At 62.1% G+C, this 20944-nt stretch carries 20 protein-coding genes; 10 read left to right on the top strand and 10 right to left on the bottom strand.

From position 1 onward, the window contains the following. Nucleotides 1-58 precede the first annotated feature (58 nt). From KI611_RS03760 to KI611_RS03725, 8 genes are all read right to left on the bottom strand, one after another. The gene (locus tag KI611_RS03760; protein WP_226418496.1) at nucleotides 59-706 is read right to left on the bottom strand and encodes a hypothetical protein; all 648 of its coding nucleotides are present in this window, start codon (nucleotides 704-706) and stop codon (nucleotides 59-61) included. A 50-nt stretch (nucleotides 707-756) separates the two neighbouring features. Beyond that, on the bottom strand, nucleotides 757-2526 hold the full coding sequence (locus KI611_RS03755; RefSeq protein ID WP_226418495.1) for a DEAD/DEAH box helicase: 1770 nt from the start codon (nucleotides 2524-2526) through the stop codon (nucleotides 757-759). A 153-nt stretch (nucleotides 2527-2679) separates the two neighbouring features. Continuing rightward, a complete protein-coding gene (locus tag KI611_RS03750) occupies nucleotides 2680-3906 on the bottom strand; it encodes an MFS transporter (RefSeq protein WP_226418494.1) in 1227 nt (408 codons plus the stop codon). Nucleotides 3907-4034: 128 nt separating this feature from the next. Continuing rightward, the gene (locus tag KI611_RS03745) at nucleotides 4035-4379 is read right to left on the bottom strand and encodes a RidA family protein (protein ID WP_226418493.1); all 345 of its coding nucleotides are present in this window, start codon (nucleotides 4377-4379) and stop codon (nucleotides 4035-4037) included. A gap of 256 nt (nucleotides 4380-4635) precedes the next feature. Continuing rightward, entirely contained in the window at nucleotides 4636-5049 is a 414-nt protein-coding gene (locus KI611_RS03740; RefSeq protein WP_226418492.1) for a hypothetical protein, read from the bottom strand. Nucleotides 5050-5058: 9 nt separating this feature from the next. Then, complete coding sequence (locus KI611_RS03735; RefSeq protein ID WP_226418491.1) at nucleotides 5059-6252, bottom strand: hypothetical protein; 1194 nt, start codon at nucleotides 6250-6252, stop codon at nucleotides 5059-5061. Nucleotides 6253-6322: 70 nt separating this feature from the next. Beyond that, nucleotides 6323-7429 (bottom strand): two-component system response regulator, encoded by a 1107-nt coding sequence (locus KI611_RS03730; RefSeq protein ID WP_226418490.1) that lies wholly within the window; start codon nucleotides 7427-7429, stop codon nucleotides 6323-6325. Further along, the gene (locus tag KI611_RS03725; RefSeq protein WP_226418489.1) at nucleotides 7426-10584 is read right to left on the bottom strand and encodes a response regulator; all 3159 of its coding nucleotides are present in this window, start codon (nucleotides 10582-10584) and stop codon (nucleotides 7426-7428) included. The genes KI611_RS03730 and KI611_RS03725 overlap by 4 nt, the downstream gene beginning before the upstream one ends. Nucleotides 10585-10786: 202 nt before the next feature. Between KI611_RS03725 and KI611_RS03720 the strand changes: the two genes are divergently transcribed. From KI611_RS03720 to KI611_RS03695, 6 genes are all read left to right on the top strand, one after another. After that, nucleotides 10787-11374, top strand: a complete 588-nt coding sequence (locus tag KI611_RS03720; RefSeq protein WP_226418488.1) for a hypothetical protein — start codon at nucleotides 10787-10789, stop codon at nucleotides 11372-11374. A gap of 9 nt (nucleotides 11375-11383) precedes the next feature. Next, a complete protein-coding gene (locus tag KI611_RS03715) occupies nucleotides 11384-12532 on the top strand; it encodes an efflux RND transporter periplasmic adaptor subunit (protein ID WP_226418487.1) in 1149 nt (382 codons plus the stop codon). A gap of 4 nt (nucleotides 12533-12536) precedes the next feature. Beyond that, nucleotides 12537-13235, top strand: a complete 699-nt coding sequence (locus KI611_RS03710; protein WP_226418486.1) for an ABC transporter ATP-binding protein — start codon at nucleotides 12537-12539, stop codon at nucleotides 13233-13235. Continuing rightward, nucleotides 13222-14430 (top strand): ABC transporter permease, encoded by a 1209-nt coding sequence (locus tag KI611_RS03705; protein ID WP_226418485.1) that lies wholly within the window; start codon nucleotides 13222-13224, stop codon nucleotides 14428-14430. The genes KI611_RS03710 and KI611_RS03705 overlap by 14 nt, the downstream gene beginning before the upstream one ends. A gap of 2 nt (nucleotides 14431-14432) precedes the next feature. Continuing rightward, complete coding sequence (locus tag KI611_RS03700) at nucleotides 14433-15632, top strand: ABC transporter permease (protein ID WP_226418484.1); 1200 nt, start codon at nucleotides 14433-14435, stop codon at nucleotides 15630-15632. An 83-nt stretch (nucleotides 15633-15715) separates the two neighbouring features. Continuing rightward, nucleotides 15716-16135: a MaoC family dehydratase gene (locus KI611_RS03695; RefSeq protein ID WP_226418483.1), complete on the top strand. Its 420-nt coding sequence runs from the start codon at nucleotides 15716-15718 to the stop codon at nucleotides 16133-16135. 62 nt (nucleotides 16136-16197) lie between these two features. Here KI611_RS03695 and KI611_RS03690 read toward each other — a convergent pair whose 3' ends face one another. Continuing rightward, nucleotides 16198-17349, bottom strand: coding sequence for a pseudouridine synthase (locus KI611_RS03690; RefSeq protein WP_226418482.1), 1152 nt, complete (start codon nucleotides 17347-17349; stop codon nucleotides 16198-16200). Beyond that, nucleotides 17346-17690, bottom strand: coding sequence for an FKBP-type peptidyl-prolyl cis-trans isomerase (locus KI611_RS03685; protein WP_226418481.1), 345 nt, complete (start codon nucleotides 17688-17690; stop codon nucleotides 17346-17348). The genes KI611_RS03690 and KI611_RS03685 overlap by 4 nt, the downstream gene beginning before the upstream one ends. 197 nt (nucleotides 17691-17887) lie before the next feature. On the opposite strand from KI611_RS03685, the gene rplU reads away from it, so the two are divergent. The 4 genes from rplU to proB all read left to right on the top strand — a co-directional run bounded on the left by rplU (nucleotide 17888) and on the right by proB (nucleotide 20791). Beyond that, nucleotides 17888-18199 carry a 50S ribosomal protein L21 gene (gene rplU, locus KI611_RS03680; RefSeq protein WP_226418480.1) on the top strand — a complete coding sequence of 104 codons (312 nt, stop codon included), beginning with the start codon at nucleotides 17888-17890 and terminating at the stop codon, nucleotides 18197-18199. Nucleotides 18200-18220: 21 nt separating this feature from the next. After that, entirely contained in the window at nucleotides 18221-18484 is a 264-nt protein-coding gene (gene rpmA / locus KI611_RS03675; protein ID WP_226418479.1) for a 50S ribosomal protein L27, read from the top strand. A gap of 112 nt (nucleotides 18485-18596) precedes the next feature. Further along, nucleotides 18597-19673: an Obg family GTPase CgtA gene (gene cgtA / locus KI611_RS03670; RefSeq protein WP_226418478.1), complete on the top strand. Its 1077-nt coding sequence runs from the start codon at nucleotides 18597-18599 to the stop codon at nucleotides 19671-19673. After that, nucleotides 19670-20791: a glutamate 5-kinase gene (gene proB / locus KI611_RS03665; protein ID WP_226418477.1), complete on the top strand. Its 1122-nt coding sequence runs from the start codon at nucleotides 19670-19672 to the stop codon at nucleotides 20789-20791. The genes cgtA and proB overlap by 4 nt, the downstream gene beginning before the upstream one ends. The last annotated feature ends 153 nt before the right edge of the window (nucleotides 20792-20944 follow it).

The raw sequence follows: 20944 nt of genomic DNA, 5'->3' as shown, positions 1-20944 counted from the left end.
TAACCCCCGATACCCCTGGAGTCTGCCACTATTTCTATAGTGCTTTTGTCTCCCATTTTTATGGTAGCTTCGGCAGTGTAAGCGTTGCCTTTCCTTTATCTGCATATTCAACTATTACCGACATTCTTCGATAGTGTGCCATAAGCAACTTTAACGATATCTCGGGATCTCCGGTATGTTCATGAAGCTCTTTTAGACTTTTGAAGCCAAGATTTTTTGCAAGTTCTGTACACATTGAATTGAATGCCTTCATTTCTCCTGCAGTAGAAGTCAGTCTCTCTACCGTTTCCTTGCGACGAGCTGCATTGACTTCAAGTATTAATTTGTTCGCTTTTTTGTATACGTTAGCAGCACTTAACGCAGCGCCGGACAATACAGCAATCGCAGTTGCAACCTGATAAGCAACATTAATGTTTAGAAACAAATCCAACCAACCCGGTGATGCTTTCTGAATTGACTTTATTTTTGGTCGATCAAGCAGTGGTATCTGATTTTTAAAAACAGTGAAAATATTTACATAGCTATACCCTCCGCGCCAAGGATATTCGCGCAACGCAAAGTTAATTCTTTCTCTATCCCGCGGTTGCAGTTCTGAATCAAGGCAATAGATAAATGCATAACACTGAGACAACGCATGAGGAAACTCATAGAGATCCTCAAGCTCCCAATCTTCATTCAAAAGTACACGATAACTATCAGGACTCACAAACACCTCCTAAATAAGTTCACATTAAAACCATAATAAAAAAGTTCAACTCACCCAACCACCACCAACTCCCTCGTCGCCCGCGTCATCGCCACATACAACAACCGCGCCTCCTCATCCTTCCGCCCGTCATCCACCGTCCTGCCTGCCCCCGGTATCGCGACCAGCGGAAACTCCAGCCCCTTGCAGCTATGCATGGTCAAAAACTTCACGGTGTCTTCCTTCTCGGCAAAGGTGATGTCGTCCTGATAGGTCACCGGGATGCCGGCTTTTCTTAGCGTGGCGAGTACCGGTTTGCCGATGCCGTAGTCGCGGTAGATCACCGCCATGTCGCTCCACGGGGTGCCGGTTTTGTGGGCTTCCTTGAGGTGTTTGGCGATGTAGTCGGCTTCTTCCTGAATGCTGGGTAGCTTGATGAGCAGTGGTTTCGGGCCGTGCCGGCCGGCGCTGATCGGGGCGACGAGCGGGACGCCGTCTTCGTCCGAGGCGGTCGGTTTGAGCAGTTCGCTGGCGATGCCGCTGGCCAGTTCAAGGACTTCCTGAGTGTTGCGGTAGTTGATCTTGAGGATGGTGGTGCGGCCCTGGGCTTGGATGCCGAGGCTTTTGAAGCTGAGTTTGCCGCGCTGGTCGCGGCCGTAGATGGATTGGGCGTCGTCGTAGAGGACGAGCAGCGAATTGGTGGCCGGGTTGACCATCTGGGCGGCGAGCTTGAGCCACGCGGGCTGGAAGTCGTGGCCTTCGTCGATCAGCACGGCGTCGTACTGGCCGGCCGGGATGATGTTGGCGTCTACGGCGCGGATGATGCGGTCGACCATTTCGCCGAAGAAGGCGTTCTTGTCTTCGTTGCTGGCGGGCAGCCCGGCGTTGTAGGCGAGCAATTGCGCCCGGCACCACTGGTGGAAGGTCTGCACCACCACCTTGTCGGCCAGGCCCTTGCTTGCCATGGTCCGCCCCAGGCGCTTGGCCAGGGTCTGGTTGTAGCAGAGCACGAGGATAGGCCGGGCGCAGACTTTGGCGAGGTGTTCGGCGCGGTAGCCGAGGATCAGCGTCTTGCCGCTGCCGGCCACGCCGTGGATGACGCGATGGCCTTCGCCGAGGCTGCGCGCCAGTTGTTCCTGCTGCAGGTCCATGACGCGGACGATGTCGGGGATTTCCAGCTCGTCTTCGGCGAACAGTCCGTTCTGGCTCGGCGCGGCGATGCGGATTTCGGGAAAGAGGTGCCAGCGGATACGGTCGATCTGCGGCAGCGCAAGCGGCACGCTGCGGGTAAATGGCAGCATGCCCCAGAGCCGTTCCTGAAAGGCTTCGACCTCGGCCGCTTCGCTCATTTCGTCCTGGCAGAGGACGCGGTGCGGCTCGATGACTTCGCCGAGGTTGGTGCTGTCGAACTGCTTGCGGCTGATGTTGGCAAGGACGATGCCGTAGCCCCACGGAAAAAGCAGCGTGCCTTGCAGCCGGCCGCTGTTGATGGTCAGTTGCGGGTCGCGCTTGAGCAGATCGACGACTTCATGGGCGTATTGCCGGGCCTGCTCCAGCGGGCTGACCTGGCGCTTGAGGCCGTTCGCGGTGAGCAGGCTGACGCTTTGCCGGTCGATTTCCTGAATGCTGTCGAGCCGCCAGTCCTTGACTTCGAGCACCAGCAGGCCGCGCCGCGGGTTGAAGACGACGAAGTCGGGATGCACATTGCGCGGGCCGAGCGGGACGTCGTACCAGATCAGCCAGTCCTCTTCGAGCTTGTCTTCGAGGCGGCGGGCGAGGCGTTTCTCGCCGCCGGTCATGCGTGAAACGCAAGTCCCGATGGCCGGAATGAGTGTCGCCATAACCCCCCTGCTATTTATGACTTTCAGTTGCCAAATTATGCCACGCGGAAAGGCGCGAAATACTTGATTGCTCGGGGGTTTCGGGCGATGGCCGGGATCGTTGCCGTTTATCTGGCGAAGCGTGTGGCGTTCAAGCCGACGGCACGGCGGCGGTCATCGCCAGCCGGATGGGGTATCGGCGATTAGGCCGCCGACCGGGCGGGGTTTGCGGTAGGCGAGGCGCACCCAGGTGAGCAACTGGCCGATAACGAGCAGCCCGAAACTCAATTGGTAGGCGGTTGCGAGGCTGGCGCCGCCGAGGCGGAAAGTATCGATCATGGCGCCGAGGCCCCATTGCAGACCGAAGGCGCCAAGCAGAATGAGCATGTTCAGCGCGCTGTTGGCACGCCCCGCATAGGCGGCCGGAAAGGCTTGCGAAATCAGCGTATAGGCCAGGCTGTTGAGACTGAAGCACAAGCCGAGCAGCGGCCAGATCAGCAGCCCGCCGGAACGGGGCATCAGGACCATGCCGCCGATACCGAGCAGGGCAAGCAGCATTCCGGTGCGGTACAGCATCGCCAGCTTGATGCCACGCCGGACCAGCGGCGTGGCGAATACGCCGATCAGCATCATGCCGACCAGGACGGCAACGTTCATGCCGGTCAACTGGGCGGCGGTCGCCATCTTGTCGCCATCGGTATGAACGCTAATCCAGCGGGCGGCCCACAAGCCCTGCAAAGCGTTGAAGCCGCCGGAGAAAAAGAATGCCGCCGGCGCAATACGCCAGAATTTTGGCGCCCGAAGGATCAGCCGGAATTCGCCGAATTGCCGACGCAGGTCATTCTGCCCCGCCGCTTGCGGGGCGCCCGATGGCGATTCGGGAACCGCCAGGAAGATGGCAACGGCGACCAGCAAGGTGATGCCAGCGCCAAACAGGCAAACCTCCCGCCAGGCGGCAATCCCCAGCAAATACTCCAGCGGGGCGGCGGCAACGATGGCCCCGACGCCGCCGGCCACCATGATCCAGCTGGTCAGCGAGGCCAGACGCTTTTTCGGGTAGGCCATGGCGAAGGCCTTGAGCGGCCCCATCAGGCAGGCGGAAACGCCGAGCCCGATCACCGCCCGGCCGACGGTCAGCATAGTCAGATCCTGCGCCGTGCCGTAGATAACGGCCCCGGCGGCAGCCACGACCAGCAGCGCCGATTCGACACGGCGCGGGCCGTAGCGGTCGAGCAACACGCCGACCGGCAGCTGGGCAAGGGCGAAAGCGAGAAAATAGGTGCTGGTCAGCAGCCCGAGAGCACCATCGCTCAGATCGAGTTCCTGGCCGATCAATGGCGCAATGACCGCATTGGCGGTCCGATAGACATACGACAGGAAGAACCCGGCGGCAAACGGCAAAAAAAGCTGAAGCCATGGAACATCGGCCTTTTCAGCGGAATCACGTGCAGCCAAAACGCCCCTTTAACTTATGCTTATCCGATGGCCGGATTATGCCTCATGGGAATCAGGGCGATGGCAAAAGTGGATCAGAGGGCGGCGGTCAAGGCCATTTCAACCTTGAATTCCGCCTTGGCCAAGCGGGCCTCGATACAGGCGCGGCTAGGCGCGCAGCCGTCGGGCAACCAGGCGTCCCAGACGACGTTCATGGCATCGTAGTCGGCCATATCGGCGAGGTAGATGGTGACCATCAGCAAGCGCGATTTGTCGCTGCCGGCCTGGGCCAGCAGGCGTTCGACACCGGCCAGCAGGCTCTGGGTCTGCTCGGTGATATCGGCATCGAGATTCGACGGGACTTCGACCAGATAGACCGTGCCGTTGTGCACGACACTGTCGGAGTAACGGCGGGTGGTGCCGTGGCGCTGGATAGGCATGTGATTTTCCTGAAAGCAGGAAGCCCATACTTTTCGGGTATGGGCTTCGGTTACTGCGCCCCGGCACTTTCGGCTGGGGCATACGACATTACGCCGTTATGGAGTACTACACGGTAATCTCAAGAAGTGCTTCCGTTGATAACTGCCATAGACTCTCCTGCAACGCAGCATCGACTGCCACTACATGTCGGGCCTGCTGCTAACCACGACACAAGTTCACCTTACCACTCTGAAAAAAAATAGCTAGGCGTTGCTCCTAGCGTTTGTAAATAATGTTGGTACCGGGCGGCACCCTTGATAAGGGCGCGTAGCCGACCGCTCCGGGCGTCGCAATGACGTAGCTGATCAGCTCGTCGACGTCGGCCAGTTCCTGCGGCGGCGCCCCCTTGCCGACGTAACGCCGAACCAGCCAGTAACCGGTGTATTGCTCTTCGTTCTGGTCGAAAATCATTTCGAGAAATTGCTGACGAACGCGATGCCCGGGCGGCAGGCTGACCGGCACGGCCGACTGCCGGTTGATCGACACGATGCGACCGGTGTACAAGCGCTGCAGGGTTGGCAGATCGGCCTTCGGAATACTCTGATAGGCGATGACGACGACCGGATCTTCAGCCGCCGGCAGCGGGTTGCTCAACGCTATCAGCAGCAGGGCAAGCGTGCTTTTTCGCATGATGCCGGCTTAAAAAGTCAGGCTATAGGAGAGCGAAAAAACATTGAGGCGCTGGTCGGCGCTGTCGGCATCGATAAAACTGGAAACGATGCCGCTCTGGGTATGGGCCCATTCCGCCTTGATCAGGCTGCTTGGCGTCAGTCGGTACGAAGTGCCGATTGCTGCGGTCCATTGATCGTAGGGGACGACGATATCCGCCGCCAGTTTTTGCGACTTGTTGATCAGGCTGGCATCGTACGGCGCGGGCAAGGGCGGCACCGTGTTTCCGTTGATCGCCTTGTATTTTTCCAGCGCGCTATCGGTCGATTTCATCTTGGCGTAATAGACATACGGCGTCCACTTGCCAACGCGCTTGGCCACCGCCAGATAAGCCCCCCAGCGACTCAAGCCTTCGCTGAGGCTGTTGACTTCCATCCGGGCATATTCGGCCGTCACCTTGATATCGGCGGGAAGCTTGAAGCTGGCACCGATCGTTTGCACCGGGATGAGCAGTTTATCGACGCGGCGGCCGCTATTCAGGTCATAGTAGCCGACCCCCGGCGCGATCGTCCGGAAAGGAATTTCGGCGTGCGTCGGCTCACCACCCCGCGTCGCCTCGACCTCATGCACCCCGATCCGGAAGGTGTTGTCGATATCGCGCGTCGTCAGCACCAGGCCGCTGCTCTTGATATCGACCGGCAAAAACCAGCTGCCGGGCGAGACGGTGACGTCATGTATCTCCCGCCCGTAGTAGCGCCAGTGCGTCTTCGCTTCGCCGGTGTAGGCCTCGAGCGTCCAGTCGAAACGGTCGGCGAGCCATGTCTTGCTGATGCTCAGGCCGAGCACGTCGGTCGTCGGGGCGATCGAATAGACCTCCATCGGCAGGCGGGCAAGATCGAAGGTGGCACCGACATCGGTATTCTCGGTATTCAGCATCAACGGCAGGCGCAGCTTGCCGACCCGGATCAACCAGTCGTCAACCGGCCGCCACGAGATGAAAGCCCATGACAGCGTGGCATCCCAGCGCGAATCGCTCTTCACCGAAGGGGCGAGCTTGCCTTGCAAGGTGGCGCCCCATTGCTGGTTGAACTTGAGATCGAGTTGCGCGCCGAAGATGCTGTCCCGGTTGAAGCTGCCCTGGTCATCGATGAAGCGCTGATATTTGTACGGCTGATCCGACTGGGCATAGCCAAGCGTCGCGAAGCCCGACCAGGTCAGGTCCACGGCGCCGGCCGTTAGCGGAAGAAGGAGTGCCAGAGGCAACAAATACTTGAATCTCATATTGCTTCGGATTTTAAACCCTGTAGTCGACCGTATCGTCGGCAAGTAAGGTCGCCACCCTTAAAAACTCGTCTTCCAGGGCGAGAAATGCATCGATCAGGGCCGGGTCGAACTGCTTGCCGCGCTGCTCGACGAGCAGACGCACCGCCTCTTCATGACTGAAAGGCTCCTTGTAGGGACGCCGGGAGCGCAGTGCATCATAGACGTCGGCCACCGCCATCAATCTGGCCGCCAGCGGGATGCTCTCACCTTGCAGCTGGTCAGGATAGCCGGTGCCGTCCCAGCGTTCATGGTGATTGCGGGCAATCTGGCTGGCGAAGTGGAGCAGCAGGTTGTCCTCGCCCATTTCGTGCCGTGTCCGGGCCAGCATACTTTCGCCCTTGATGGCATGGGTCTTCATGATTTCGAACTCTTCCGGCGTGTGCCTGCCCGGCTTGAGCAGAATGTGATCGGGAATGGCGATCTTGCCGATGTCGTGCAGCGGCGCGGCCTTGGCGATCTGGTCGATCTGCTCCGGCGTCAGGAAGGCGCGATCCCGCTCCTGTTTGCTGAGAAACTCGGCCAGCAGCCGGACATAGGTCTGGGTGCGCCTGATATGGTTGCCGGTGCACTCGTCGCGAAACTCGGCCAGCGACACCATGACCCGGATCGAGGCCTCCTGCAGATGCAGCACTTCGCTGACCTGGCGCTCGACCTCGGCCTGCAGCCAGGCGCTCTGGTCCTCCAGGAAGGTTTGCCAGCCCTTGATCTGCAAATGGGTGCGCACCCGGGCCAGGACGATGGACGGGGCAATCGGCTTGTGGATGAAGTCGACTGCGCCAAGTTCGAAACCCAGCTCCTCATCCGCGGCATCGGTCTTCGCGGTGAGAAAGATGACCGGGATCCCGGCCGTTGCCGGGTTGGCCTTCAGGCGCCGGCAGACCTCGTAGCCATCCATCTCCGGCATCATGATGTCGAGCAGGATCAAGTCTGGCAGTTTACTGGTCGCCAACTCCAGCCCGCGCTCCCCACTGTTGGCGAGTTTGACGCGATACTGGGTGCGCAGCAGATTGTTGAGCAGGCTCAGGTTGGCCGGCGTGTCGTCGATGACCAGCACGGTCGGTCGGCTATCGGGGTTCATTGGGTCTCCTCACGTGGCGCGGTGTTCGCCAGGGCGGCCAGCGCCTCGTCGATGTTCCATTGATTGATGGCACGCTCGATCGCCGCCAGTTGCAGCGGGGAGTACAGGACGGCGAGGCGGGCTTTGTTGCTGCGCCACAACTCTTCGGCTTCGCCATCGCCTTCGCTGAGGTGGCGGCGCAAGCGATCGAGCAAGCCATTGAGGTTGGCAGAAATGGCAGGTGGCGCAGGCTCGCTGGCGACGCCCGGCAATCGATCCAGCTTGTCGAGCAGCGGCCGCAACAGCTCATCGACCGTGGCAATTTCGCCGGACGGATTGGCAGCCCCGGCCTTGATCGCGTTTTCAAGGGCGACCACGGCCTGCTGCAGGGACGTCATGGCAAAGGTTCCGGCCAGCCCCTTGAAAGAATGAATTTGTCGCTGCGCGGTTTCGTGATCGCCGATTGCCATGGCTTCCTTTAACTCGCCGACAAACCGCCGGCCGTCCCCGGCAAAGTGCTTAAGCGACCGCGCCACGAAGGGAATTCGCCCACTGAAGCGGCGCAGCAACAGCGCTGAATCGATCTCCGGCATGGCATTCAGCGCTTCGATGAAAGGCAGCTCCCGGGCATTGGCGGGCATATCCATGGCCGACACCGGCGCCGTTTCCGCCTGCCGTAAATAGGGGCGAAGCGCCTCGACCAGCGCCTCCGGCTCGAAAGGCTTGACGATGTAAGCGTCCATGCCGGGCGTCGCCAGCCGTTGCCGGTCGCCGCCCAACGCGTGCGCCGTCATCGCGAGGATCGGCAGGTCCTTGAAGCGGGCATCGGCGCGAATTCGCCGCGTCGCCTCGCGCCCGTCCAGCACCGGCATTTCGAGGTCCATCAGAACGGCCGCGTAATGATCGGGCGGCAAGGCGAACAGCCGGTCGAGCGCGAGCTGTCCATTGACGGCGATATCGACCCTGGCTCCCCAGCCGCGGAGCATTTCGCTGGCCACCTGCCGATTGATTTCGTCATCCTCGACGAGCAGCAACGGCATCCCGGCCAGCCGCCCGGAACGCAACCCTTTGTACTCGGAAACCGGCGGGCTTTCCGGACTCGCCGCTGCACCACAGATGCGCCGCAAGACGTTGGGCAGCAACGGCTTCTGGACATACTCGCTAACCCCCGGCTGGCTGACTTCGGCCCGTAACAGCGCGGCATCCGCCGCCGACACGACAATGGTTTTTCTCGGCAAGGCGATCCCCTGCGCCAGCAGCCCTTCGACCACCCCGCTCCCCGAGATGCCGGGCATCAACCAGTCGAGCAACAGCACATCGTAGGGCAGGCCCGCCGCGCTGGCGGCGACCAGGCGGGCCAGGGCATCCTCGCCGCTGGAAGAGCGATCCACCTGCCGACAACCCAGTGTGACCAGCATGTCGGCCATGCTGTCCCGCGCCGCCGGGTAGTCATCGACCACCATGGCCCGCTGGCAGATCGGACCGGCATCTTGGTCGAGCGCCACGTCGGCGGCGAGCGGCAGGCGCACGGAAAAATGGAACACACTGCCACGGTCGACCACGCTTTCGGCGGCAATTTCACCACCCATCGCCTCGGCCAGATGTTTGGATATGCTCAGGCCGAGACCGGTGCCACCATATTTCCGGGTCGTCGAACCATCGGCCTGGGTAAACTCCAGGAACAGCCGGCTTACCTGCTCGGCCGTCATGCCGATCCCGGTATCTTCGATATTGAAAACCAGGGTCGAGATCCGGGCCTCGCGACTCCGCTCGCTGACCGTCAGCCGAACATGGCCGGCTTCGGTGAATTTGACGGCGTTGGTCAGCAGATTGATCAAGATCTGCCCCAGGCGCAACGGGTCGCCGATCAACGCCGGAAAATCCGGCGCCAGCCGGTAATCGAGGATCAGCTCGAGGTGTTTGCCTTCGGCCCGGTGCTGCACCATGAACAGGGCATTCTGGACGACCGACTCGACCTCGAACTGGGTGGCCTCGAGCGCGACCTTGCCGGCCTCGATTTTCGAGAAGTCCAGAATGTCGTTGAGGATGCCGAGCAGCGAACGCGCCGCCGCATGGATTTTGGCGACGTACTCGTGCTCGCGCGGCGGCAGCCCGGATTTCATGGCGAGATAGGCCATCCCGAGAATGGCATTCATCGGCGTCCGGATCTCATGACTCATGTTGGCCAGAAAGATCGATTTGGCCTCGGTCGCTACCTCGGCTTTCGCTCGGGCTTCGAGCAATGCCTGCTGCACGTTTTCGCGCTGCCGGATGTCGGCCTCGATGGCTGCCGCCATGCCGTCCATCGTCGTCGCCAAAGCCTGCACTTCATCGACGCCATGCACATCGCCGACCCGCGCGCCGAAGGATTTCCCGGCCAAAGCCGTGGCCGTTCGATGCAGCAAGGTCAGGGGATCGAGCAAATGCCTTTGCAGGTAACGGTAACAAAGCAGAAGCACCAGGCCGGTGCCGATCAGCAGGAAAATGGCTGAGATAATCCAGTTTTGCAGCGCTTCCGAGGCGTGCTGCAGATTGCTCGCCGTCCGCTGATCGACCAGCCCGCTCAGTTCCTCGACGGCCAGCGCCAGTTCGGCGCGCAGCTTGAGATAGGGCGGCTGATGCAGCAAGGCGCCGGCAAACTCGCGCTGCGGCTTGGCCTCCGAGACGAATTCCTGCGCCTCCGGATCGTAGAGCCCCTGGGTCGCGGCAAATGCCACCTGCTCGATCTGCTTCATCTGCTCGGTAATCTGGTGTATCCGCTGCACCACCGCCTGCTCGCCGACATCGAAGCCGAGCTGGGCGGTCCGCTCGACCAGCGGCCGAACCTGACCGGCGGTCGGCGAGAGGTGCGCTTTCGTCCCGGCAATCACCTGCTCCCAATAAGCGGCCGAAAAATTTTCGGGTCGCGGCTTGGCCCCTTCACGAATGGCGAGAATATCGTAGTAATAGATCAGGAAGCGCGGGTTGGCTGTGCTGATGTAGGAACTGACCAGCCGCCCGAGCAGATCGACCTCATGCCGCACCTCGTCCATCAGGGCCATCGAACTCTGCCGATGCCGGGTCGCCGCGCTCGCCTCGTTGAAACCGGAGAGCGCGCCGAACGTCACCCCGCCGATCAGCACCAACATGCCGGTCAGCGATAAGGAAACGGCGAGAAAGGCCCGACGCAGATTCACGCGGCTCCTTTGTCGGCCCAAGCGAATGGGCCAGACCCCACTGCAGAAATCACTTTGTCTCCTGCCGATTCGGCGTTTTATGTGAATTGAATCATATGCCAATTCACTTGCCGGCAACCGTCGAATTTATCTTTGCCGGCCTTGTTGGTCTATGCCCGGCTATCGTTCAGAATAGCGCAATGCCCCATTACCCATTCGGCCCATGGATAACCTGATCAAGGACACCGCAACCCTTGAGCTTTTCTGCTGGCTCGAGCCGGGAAGCGACTTGCCCGGCTGGGACATTCTCAAGGGCAGCCCGTTCGGCGCCACCTTGTCGTCGCCGGAAGGCGGCGGGCCGACGGCCGGCGACCAGCTGGTTTCGGTGCAGAATTACTTCGCCGAATATCACTTGGAATATTTCCGCCAGCGCCGCTACAACCATTTCCCGAGCCGCCTGCACGCCTTGTTGTTGTTCGCCACGCGAACCGATGCGATGACCTTCCGGAGCAAGCATCCGCAACGCGTATTCGGTAAGAATCTCTCCTGCGCCACGACCACCGGCGCCTATCTGTGCTCCTTCCATGACGCCAGCTGGCTCGATTACCTGCGCCTGCCGCACAGTCTGTCGCTCAGCGCCCTCGATGAAGTAGCCGAACACTACTGGTCGGGGCGCACCGTCGAAGAAATCGGCCTGACTTTCATGAATGAGCCCTGGCCGGAACCGCCGGTCATCGAGGCGCTCTACCAGGGAGCGCTCGAACCGGACCGGGCGCATGCCCAATCCGGCTGGCTCCCCGGCTTTCGTTAGGAATCCCGCATGCGCCGTATCCTGATCGTCGTCACCATCGTCGTCCTGCTCGGCCTGGGGCTGTTCTGGTTCAACCGCCCCAAGCCGATTCCGGTCGTCCTCAAGGAAGTTGCCGAAGGCAAGGTCGAAGCGACGCTGGCCAACACCCGGGCCGGCACCGTCGAAGCCTGCCAGCGCACCAAGCTGTCGACCATCGTCGGCGGCCGGATCGAGTTCCTCGGCGTCAAGGAAGGCGACAAGGTCAAGAAGGGGCAGTTGTTGCTCAAGTTATGGAATGACGACCAGCAGGCCCAGGCTGCGCTGAGCCAGACGCAGATCGTGCTGGCCGGCAAACGCGCCGAGGAAGCCTGCATTGCCGCGACGAACGCCGAAAAGGAAGCCAGCAGGCAGACCGAATTGCGCAAAAAGGGATTCGTTTCGACCAGTCGTGAAGAAGCCGCCCGAACCGATGCCGAAGTCCGCCGCGCCAGCTGCAATACGGCCAAGGCCGACATCGCCCAGGCCCAGGCCCGGTTCAAGGCGACCCGCGTCGAACAGGGGCGCGTCGCGCTGTACGCCCCGTTCGACGGCACCGTGGCGAAGATCGTCGGCGAACTGGGCGAGTATTCGACGCCCTCGCCGCCCGGCGTGCCGACGCCGCCGGCCATCGACCTGATCGACGACTCCTGCCTCTATGTCAAGGCGCCGATGGACGAGGTCGACGCCCCGAAAATCAAGCCCGGCCAGCCGGTCCGCATCACCCTCGACGCCCTGCCCGGGCAAACGCTGCCGGGCAAGGTCCGGCGCGTCGCGCCTTATGTCTCGGCGGTTGAAAAGCAGGCGCGGACCGTCGATATCGAAGTCGACTTCGACCAGCCCGAGGCGGCCGCCGCCCTGCTGGTCGGTTACAGCACCGACGTCGAGATCATCCTCAGCGGCCGCGACAAGGTGCTACGCATTCCGACCGCCGCCATCCAGGAAGGCGGCCGGGTGCTGCTGTTCAACGCCGAAAGCGGCAAACTGGAAGAGCGGCAGATCAAAACCGGCCTGACCAACTGGGAGTACAGCGAAGTGCTGGAAGGCCTGAAGGCCGGCGAGCGCATCGTCACCTCGCTCGAAAAGGAAGGCGTCAAGGCCGGTGCGACGGTGACGCCGGACGACAAAGCCAAGGCCAGGTGAGCGCATGGCGCTGATCGAACTGAGCGGCATCGAGCGCGTCTTCCAGCTCGGCGATTCGACGGTGCACGCGCTGAACGCGCTGAACTTATCGATCGCCGCCGGCGAATATGTCGCCGTGATGGGCCCTTCCGGCTCCGGCAAATCGACCCTGCTCAATCTGCTCGGCCTGCTCGACCGGCCCAATGCCGGCACTTATCAACTGGAAGGCCGCGACGTCACGACGTTGTCGCCCGACGAGCAGGCGCAGGTGCGCAGCGAGCGCATCGGCTTCGTCTTCCAGAGTTTTCATCTGGTGCCGCGCCTGAGTGCCGCCGAGAACATCGCCCTGCCGATGATGCTGGCCGGCATCCCGGCCAAGGAGCGGCGCGACCGCGTGGCCCGCGCCTTGGCCAGCTTCGCGCTGGAAAACCGCGCCGACCACCGGCCCGACCAGCTGTCCGGCGGCCAGCGCCAACGCGTCGCCATTGCCCGCGCCACCATCATGCAACCGGCGCTGATCCTGGCCGATGAGCCGACCGGCAACCTCGACCGCCACACCGGCGAGGAAGTGGTCAACCTGCTCGAAGCGCTCAACGCCAGCGGCGTCACGCTAGTCGTCGTCACCCACGACCAGGCCATGGGCGCCCGCGCTCGACGCCAGTTGGTGATGGAGGACGGGCGGCTGCGGCACGACAGCGGGGCCACTGCCGATGCGCCTGGCTGACACCCTGCGCTTCGCCCGCGATGCGGCGGCCGGCTACCCGATGCGCACGACGCTCTCGGTGCTGGCCATGTCGATCGGCGTCGCCGCCGTTGTCATCCTCACCGCGCTGGGCGACGGCGCCCGGCGTTACGTCGTCGGCCAGTTCTCGTCGATCGGCACCAATCTCGTCATTGTGCTGCCCGGCCGTTCCGGCACCGGCGGCTTCAACCCGGCCAACGCCATCACCACGACACCGCGCGACCTGACCATCGACGATGCCGGCGCCTTGCGCCGCGCCCCGGCGGTCAGCCGCGTCGCACCGCTCACCGTCGGCACCTCGGAAATCAGTTTTGGTGGCCGCCTGCGCGAAATCATGGTGGCCGGGGCGACCAGCGAATTCATTCCGATCCGCAATTTCGAGCTGGCCCAGGGTAGCGGCCTGCCCGAGGAGGACTGGAATCGCGGCTCGCCGGTCGCCGTCATCGGCGCGAAGATTCGCGAAGAACTGTTCGGCAACGAGCCCGCCGTCGGCAAGCTGATCCGCGTCGGCGACCGCCGGCTGCGCGTCGTCGGCGTGCTCAAGTCGGTCGGCCAGGGACTCGGCATGGATACCGACGAACTGGTCATCGTGCCGGTTTCGCTGGCCCAGGCCATGTTCAATTCCAACACGCTGTTCCGCATCCTGGTCGAAGCGAGGAGCCGCGAGGCGATTCCCGACGCCAAGGAGCAGGCGATGGAAATCCTCAAGCAGCGCCATCGCGGCGAGGAAGACGTCACGGTGATCACCCAGGATGCCATCCTCGCCACCTTCGACAAGCTGCTCGGCGCGCTGACCATGGGCGTCGCCGGTATTGCCGCGATCAGCTTGGCGGTGGCCGGCATCCTGGTGATGAACGTGATGCTCGTCGCCGTCACCCAGCGCACCGGCGAAATCGGCCTGCTCAAGGCGCTCGGCGCCACGGCGCGGACCATCCGCCTGGCCTTTCTGGCCGAGGCGGCGATGCTGTCCACGGTCGGCGCCGTCGTCGGCTACCTGCTCGGCCAGCTCGGCGCCTTTGCCCTGCGCCAGGCCTTTCCGGTGTTTCCGGCCTACCCGCCCGACTGGGCGGTGATCGCCGGACTGTCCACGGCGCTGCTGACCGGCCTGCTGTTCGGCGTCATGCCGGCCCGCCAGGCTGCCCGGCTCGATCCGGTGCAAGCCCTGATGAAGCATTAGCCATGCTCCTCGCCGACTCGCTCCAGCTCCCCCTGCGCGCCATCACCGCCCAGCGCCTGCGCAGCTTCCTGACGCTGCTCGGCATTGCCGTCGGCATCGCCGCGGTGATCCTGCTCACCTCGATCGGTGAAGGCATCCATCGCTTCGTCCTCGGTGAATTCTCGCAATTCGGCACCAACGTCATCGGCATCCATCCCGGCAAGACCAAGACGGGCGGTACCGCACACGGTCTGCCGTCGAGCGCCCGGCCGCTGTCACTCGAAGATGCCACATCACTGCACCGCCTGCCGCATATCCTCGCCGTCACCCCCAACGTGCGCGGCAACGCCGAGGTCGAAGGCAACGGCCGGACGCGGCGGACGCTGATCTACGGCGTCAATGCCAATTTGCCGAAAATATTCCGCTCGACACTGCAAAGCGGCCAGTTCCTGCCGACCGACGACGAAGGCAGCGCCCGTGCCTTCGTCGTGCTCGGCAGCAAGGTCAAGAACGAGCTGTTCGGCAGCGACAACCCGCTTGGCCAGCGCCTGCGCATCGGCGGCCTGCATTTCCGGGTGATCGGCGTGATGGCGGCCAAAGGCCAGTTCCTCGGCATCGACCTCGACGACACCGTCTTCATTCCGGCCGCCCGTGCCCAGGAGTTGTTCAATCGCGAGGGCGTCGACGAGATCAACGTCGCTGCCGAAGAAGGCGTGCCTTCGGCCATTGTCGCCCGCGCCATCAAGGAACGCCTGATCGCCCGCCATGGCCGCGAGGATTTCACCATCGTCACCCAGGAAGAGATGCTGAAAACGCTGTCCAACATCCTCAACGTACTGACCATGGCGGTTGGCGCGCTCGGCGGCATTTCACTGCTCGTCGGCGGCGTCGGCATCGTCACCATCATGACCATTGCGGTGACCGAACGGACCGGCGAAATCGGCCTGCTGGTCGCCCTCGGCGCCCCCCGGCGGACCATCCTGCTGCTCTTTCTCGGCGAGGCGGTGGCCCTCTCGGCGCTCGGCGGCCTGCTCGGCCTGCTGCTCGGCATCGGCCTCGCCCAGCTGATCCATTTCGCACTACCCACCCTGCCGGTACACACGCCGCTCAGTTTCGTCCTGCTCGCCGAGAGCGTCGCCATTGCCATCGGTCTCGCCGCCGGCGTTTTACCGGCACGCAATGCGGCCCGCCTCAACCCGGTGGAAGCCTTGCGCACCGAATAAACCGCGCCGAATCGCGGCAGGAAAATGCCCGTCTGGCATGCTAAAGTTCAAATAACAAATTTCATAACCCTGAGAAAATAGCCATGACCTATTACATCGAAGACCTGCAGCCTGGCATGAGTGCGACCATTGGCAAGACCATCACCGATGCCGATATCGTTCTGTTCGCTGGCGTCTCAACCGATACCAACGCCGTTCATCTCGATGAAGAGTTCGGCAAGACCACGCCGTTCGGTGGCCGCATCGCCCACGGCATGCTCTCGGCCAGCTTTATCTCGGCCGTCCTCGGCGCCCACCTGCCCGGCCCCGGCACCATCTATCTGGCGCAGACCCTGAAGTTCAAGGCCCCGGTCCGCCCCGGCGACACCGTGAAGACCACGGTCACCGTCAAGGAAGTCATCGCCGCCAAGAAGCGCGTCATCCTCGAAACGACCTGCAAGGTCGGCGAAACCGTCGTCATCGAAGGCGAAGCGACCGTGATGATCGGCAACAAGCCGGCCTGATCGCACACTGCGCGCGAAAAAAAGCCCGGTTCAGCGACCGGGCTTTTTGTTGCCAGCAGCAATCAGAACGACTCGTCGGGCCGTAAAAACCGCCACTGCCCGAGTTGCAGATCGCCCAGTTTGACCCGGCCGATGCGTACCCGCTTGAGGCCGATGACGCGCAGTCCGACCAGTTCGCACATCCGGCGAATCTGGCGCTTCTTCCCTTCCTTCAGGATGAAGTGCAACTGGTCCTCGTTCAACTGCTTGACCCAGGCCGGCTTGAGCGGCTTGCCGTCGAGTTCCAGGCCATGCTGCAAGAGTTTCAGGCCACCGGGAATCATCTCGCCACTGACCCGGACGAGGTATTCCTTTTCCACCAGACTGTCTTCGCCAATCAGCTTCTTGGCGATCCGGCCATCCTGGGTGAACACCAGCAGGCCGGTCGAATCGATGTCGAGCCGCCCGGCCGGGGCCAGACCGCGCAACATCCACGGCTTGAACTCCGGATCGCCCGACTGGCGAACCCAGCTTTCGGCTGAAATCAGCGTCACCGCCGGCTTGCAGTCGGCTTCCGGCTGGCCGGAAACATAACCGATCGGCTTGTTGAGCAGGATGGTGACCTGCTTGGCCTGATCCAGCTTGGCTTCCTTGGATATGGAGATTTCGGCATTGGGATCGATACGCGAACCCAGTTCGGAAATCTGCTCGCCATTGACGAAGACCCAGCCGCGCTCGATCCATAGATCCGCCTCGCGCCGCGAACACATCGCCCGTTCGGACATCACCTTGGACAACCGGACACCTTCCGGCACATCGGCCGGGTCGCGCGGCGGTCGCGGGGGTACCGGCGCACGGTCAGCACGGGCCAGCGGACGCGCATCGCGCGCTTTCCCACCCCGCATCTGATCGCGCGGACGAGGCGGCGTAGTTGCCGCAGACGGCTTCTTGAACGGCCGTTTTTCAGCCGTTCTGGCCGGCACGGCGGATTTAATCGGGCTCAAAGTCCCCGTCGGACGCTCGCGCACCGCGGGCACCGGCGGCACTTCCGCCTTACTTTCTACCTCGCCGTCGTCCCGACCGGCTGCCGCTTGAGGAGCCGGGGCCGGACGCGGCTTCCGTGCCGGTGCGGGCGTCGCCGCACCCTCCGGCTGCCGCCACTTGGCCCACGGGTCGCCACCGGCCGCATCGCTCGGTGGCCGTTTGGGTTTACGCTCGTTGCCGAAATCGCTCATTGGATACCGAGCAATTCAACCTCGAAGACCAGCGTCGCATTCGGCGGAATTACGCCGCCCGCCCCGCGGGCGCCATAGCCGAGTTCGGGCGGAATGGTCAGCTTGCGCGTGCCGCCGATCTTCATGCCCTGGACGCCTTCATCCCAACCGGAAATCACATGGCGCTGGCCGAGCGGAAAATCGAAAGGATCGTTGCGGTCCTTGCTCGAATCGAACTTGCTGCCGTTGGTCAGCCAACCGGTGTAATGGACGACGACGTGGTCGCCGGCTTTGGCCTCGGCGCCTTCGCCAATAACGGAATCTTCGTAGATCAGGCCGGAGGCCGTGGTAATTTCAGCCATGTATAGCTCCAGATTTGCGGAGTCGTAGCGACTCTCGAATCCCTCCTCGGCCGCTGGGAGAAGGACCGGGGAAGAGAGGTGGTGGAAAGGCCGAAAGTTTACCACAAGCGCACCACAAGGCTTTGACTTCGTGGCAGTTTTCCGTATAATGCGCGGTTCTTTGTAGCACCCTTTGTATTATTTTCGGAGTCCAACCCATGTATGCGGTCATAAAAACCGGCGGTAAGCAGTATCGCGTTACCAATGGTCTAAAACTTAAAGTAGAACAGATACCGGCAGACGTTGGCGCAGAAGTTACCCTTGACCAGATCCTCATGGTAGGCGAAGGCGAGTCGGTACAGATCGGCGCCCCCTTCCTTGCTGGCGCCACCGTTAAAGCCACCGTGGTTTCCCACGGCCGCCACGACAAGGTCAAGATCTTCAAGATGCGTCGTCGTAAGCATTACCAAAAGCATCAAGGCCATCGTCAGAACTACACCGAACTGCGCATCGATTCGATCGCCGCCTAAGTTCAGACAAGGAGCTAATAAATGGCACACAAGAAAGCAGGCGGTAGTTCACGTAACGGCCGCGACTCACATGCCCAACGACTCGGCGTCAAGCGCTACGGTGGTCAGTTCGTTCTCGCCGGCAACATCATCGTTCGCCAGCGCGGTACTGAATTCCACCCGGGCGAAAACGTTGGCTGCGGCAAGGATCACACCCTGTTCGCACTGAAGGACGGCGTCATTCAATTCTCCATCAAGGGCTTGAAAAAGCGCCGCGTGGTGACCATCGTTCCTGCCGCCGAATAAATTCGGCACGGCGGAAACAAAAGCCCTATCCGCCGGATAGGGCTTTTTAATTTATGTCGCCGGATTTTCCGGTGATGGCAACGTGGCCCTGGGCCGGATGTAGAGGCGGAACATGAAATTTATCGACGAAGCAAAAATCTACGTCAAGGCCGGCGACGGTGGCAACGGCGCGGCCACGTTCCGCCGCGAAAAATACATCCCGATGGGCGGCCCAAATGGTGGCGACGGCGGCCGCGGCGGCAGCATCTACGTTGTCGGCGACCGCAACATCAATACCCTGGTCGACTATCGCTACACCCGCAAGTTCATCGGCAAGCGAGGCGAGAACGGTGGCGGCGCCGACCAATACGGCGCCGGCGGCGACGACATCATCCTGCGCATGCCGGTCGGCACAGTGATCAAAGATTTGAACACCGAGGAAATCCTCGCCGACCTCGACCAGCACGATAAAAAGGTCCTGCTCGCCAAAGGCGGCAAAGGCGGCCTCGGCAATATCCACTTCAAATCCAGCACCAATCGCGCCCCGCGTCAGTGCACCAAGGGCGACCAAGGCGAAGAACACGAGCTGACGCTTGAGCTGCGCGTCCTCGCCGACGTCGGCCTGCTCGGCCTGCCCAACGCCGGCAAAAGCACGCTAATCCGCGCCATCTCCGCAGCCCGCCCGAAGGTTGCCGACTACCCCTTCACGACGCTGCACCCGAATCTCGGCGTGGTTCGCGTGGACTCCGAAAAGAGTTTCGTGATGGCCGACGTACCGGGCCTGATCGAAGGCGCCGCGGATGGCGCCGGCCTCGGCATCCGCTTTCTGAAGCACTTGCAACGCACGCGCATCCTGCTGCACCTGGTGGACATTGCGCCGATCGACCCGGATTCGGATCCGGTCCGCGACGCCAAGGCGATCGTCGGCGAACTGATCAAGCACGACCCGGAACTGGCCAACAAGCCGCGCTGGCTGGTCCTCAACAAGCTCGACCTGATTCCCGAGGAAGACCGCGAAGCAGCGGTGAAAAACTTCCTCAAGGCCTACAAGAAAGCCACCAAGTACGACGGCCCCTACTTCCCGATTGCCGCCATCAGCGGCGAAGGCACCAAGCCGCTGATCTATGCGATCCAGGAAGCCCTGGAACAGATGGCTCGCCCGGAAGTCGATGACGACGAACCCGAAACAGCCAGCAACGAAGACGCATGAACAAAACCCGCCTCGCCAAAGCCAAACGCCTCGTCGTCAAAGTCGGCTCGGCGCTGGTTACCAACAACGGAGCCGGCCTCGACCTCGCGGCAATCGACGACTGGGCGCGTCAAATCAGCGTTCTCCAGCAGCAGGGGAAGGAGGTCGTGCTGGTTTCGTCCGGCGCCATCGCCTGCGGCATGCAGCGCCTCGGCTGGGAAAAACGCCCGAAATCAGTCCATGAATTGCAGGCCGCCGCTGCCGTCGGCCAGATGGGACTGGTTCAGGTCTACGAAGGCGCCTTTGCCAAGTATGGCCTGCAGACCGCGCAAATTCTCCTGACCCACGACGACCTGGCCGACCGCAAGCGCTATCTCAACGCCCGCTCGACCCTGATCACGCTACTTCGACTCGGTGTGGTACCGATCATCAACGAGAACGACACCGTCGTCACCGATGAAATCAAGTTCGGCGACAACGACACATTGGGCGCCCTGGTGGCCAACCTGATCGAAGCCGAAGCCCTGATCATCCTGACCGACCAGATCGGCCTGTACACCGCCGACCCGCGCAAGGATCCTAATGCGACGCTGATCCGCGAAGCCACGGCCGGCGACGAGTCACTGGAAGCCATGGCTGGCGGCGCCGGCACCTCGATCGGCAAGGGCGGCATGATCACCAAAGTGATCGCCGCCAAACGCGCCGCCCGCAGTGGGGCACACACGGTCATTGCCAGCGGTCACGAGACAGACCCGATCATTCGGCTAGCCAACGGAGAATCGGTCGGCACGCTGCTCGTCTCGCAAACCCAGGCACTTGCCGCACGCAAACAATGGCTGGCCGACCACCTGCAACTTGCCGGGCGCTTGATTCTCGACGACGGCGCGATCAACGCCCTGAAATCCGGTAAAAGCCTGCTGCCGATTGGCGTCTTAAGCACCGAAGGCGAATTCGAGCGCGGCGCAGCCGTTGCCTGCGTCACCCAGGAAGGTCGCGAAGTCGCCCGTGGCCTGAGCAACTATGGGAGCGGCGAAGCCCGCCTGATCGCCCGGCACTCGACACCAGAGATTGAATCGATTCTGGGCTACGTCGACGAACCCGAAATGATCCACCGCGACAACCTGATCCTCTTCAGCTAACCCTAAATCATCAAACAAAAAAACCGGGGCGAGCCCCGGTTTTTTGTTTACCGCTGAGAAGCGGAGCACGAACCAATACTCGATCAAGCCAAGAGCAGTCCCCTGCGTCAGCAACAGCAGGAAATGCGCAAACAGACCACTTGAATGATTCGG

The organism is Dechloromonas denitrificans (genome assembly GCF_020510685.1).
In the GTDB taxonomy this organism is placed as follows: Bacteria; Pseudomonadota; Gammaproteobacteria; order Burkholderiales; family Rhodocyclaceae; genus Azonexus; species Azonexus denitrificans_A.
This window is presented reverse-complemented; position numbering and strand designations above follow the sequence as displayed.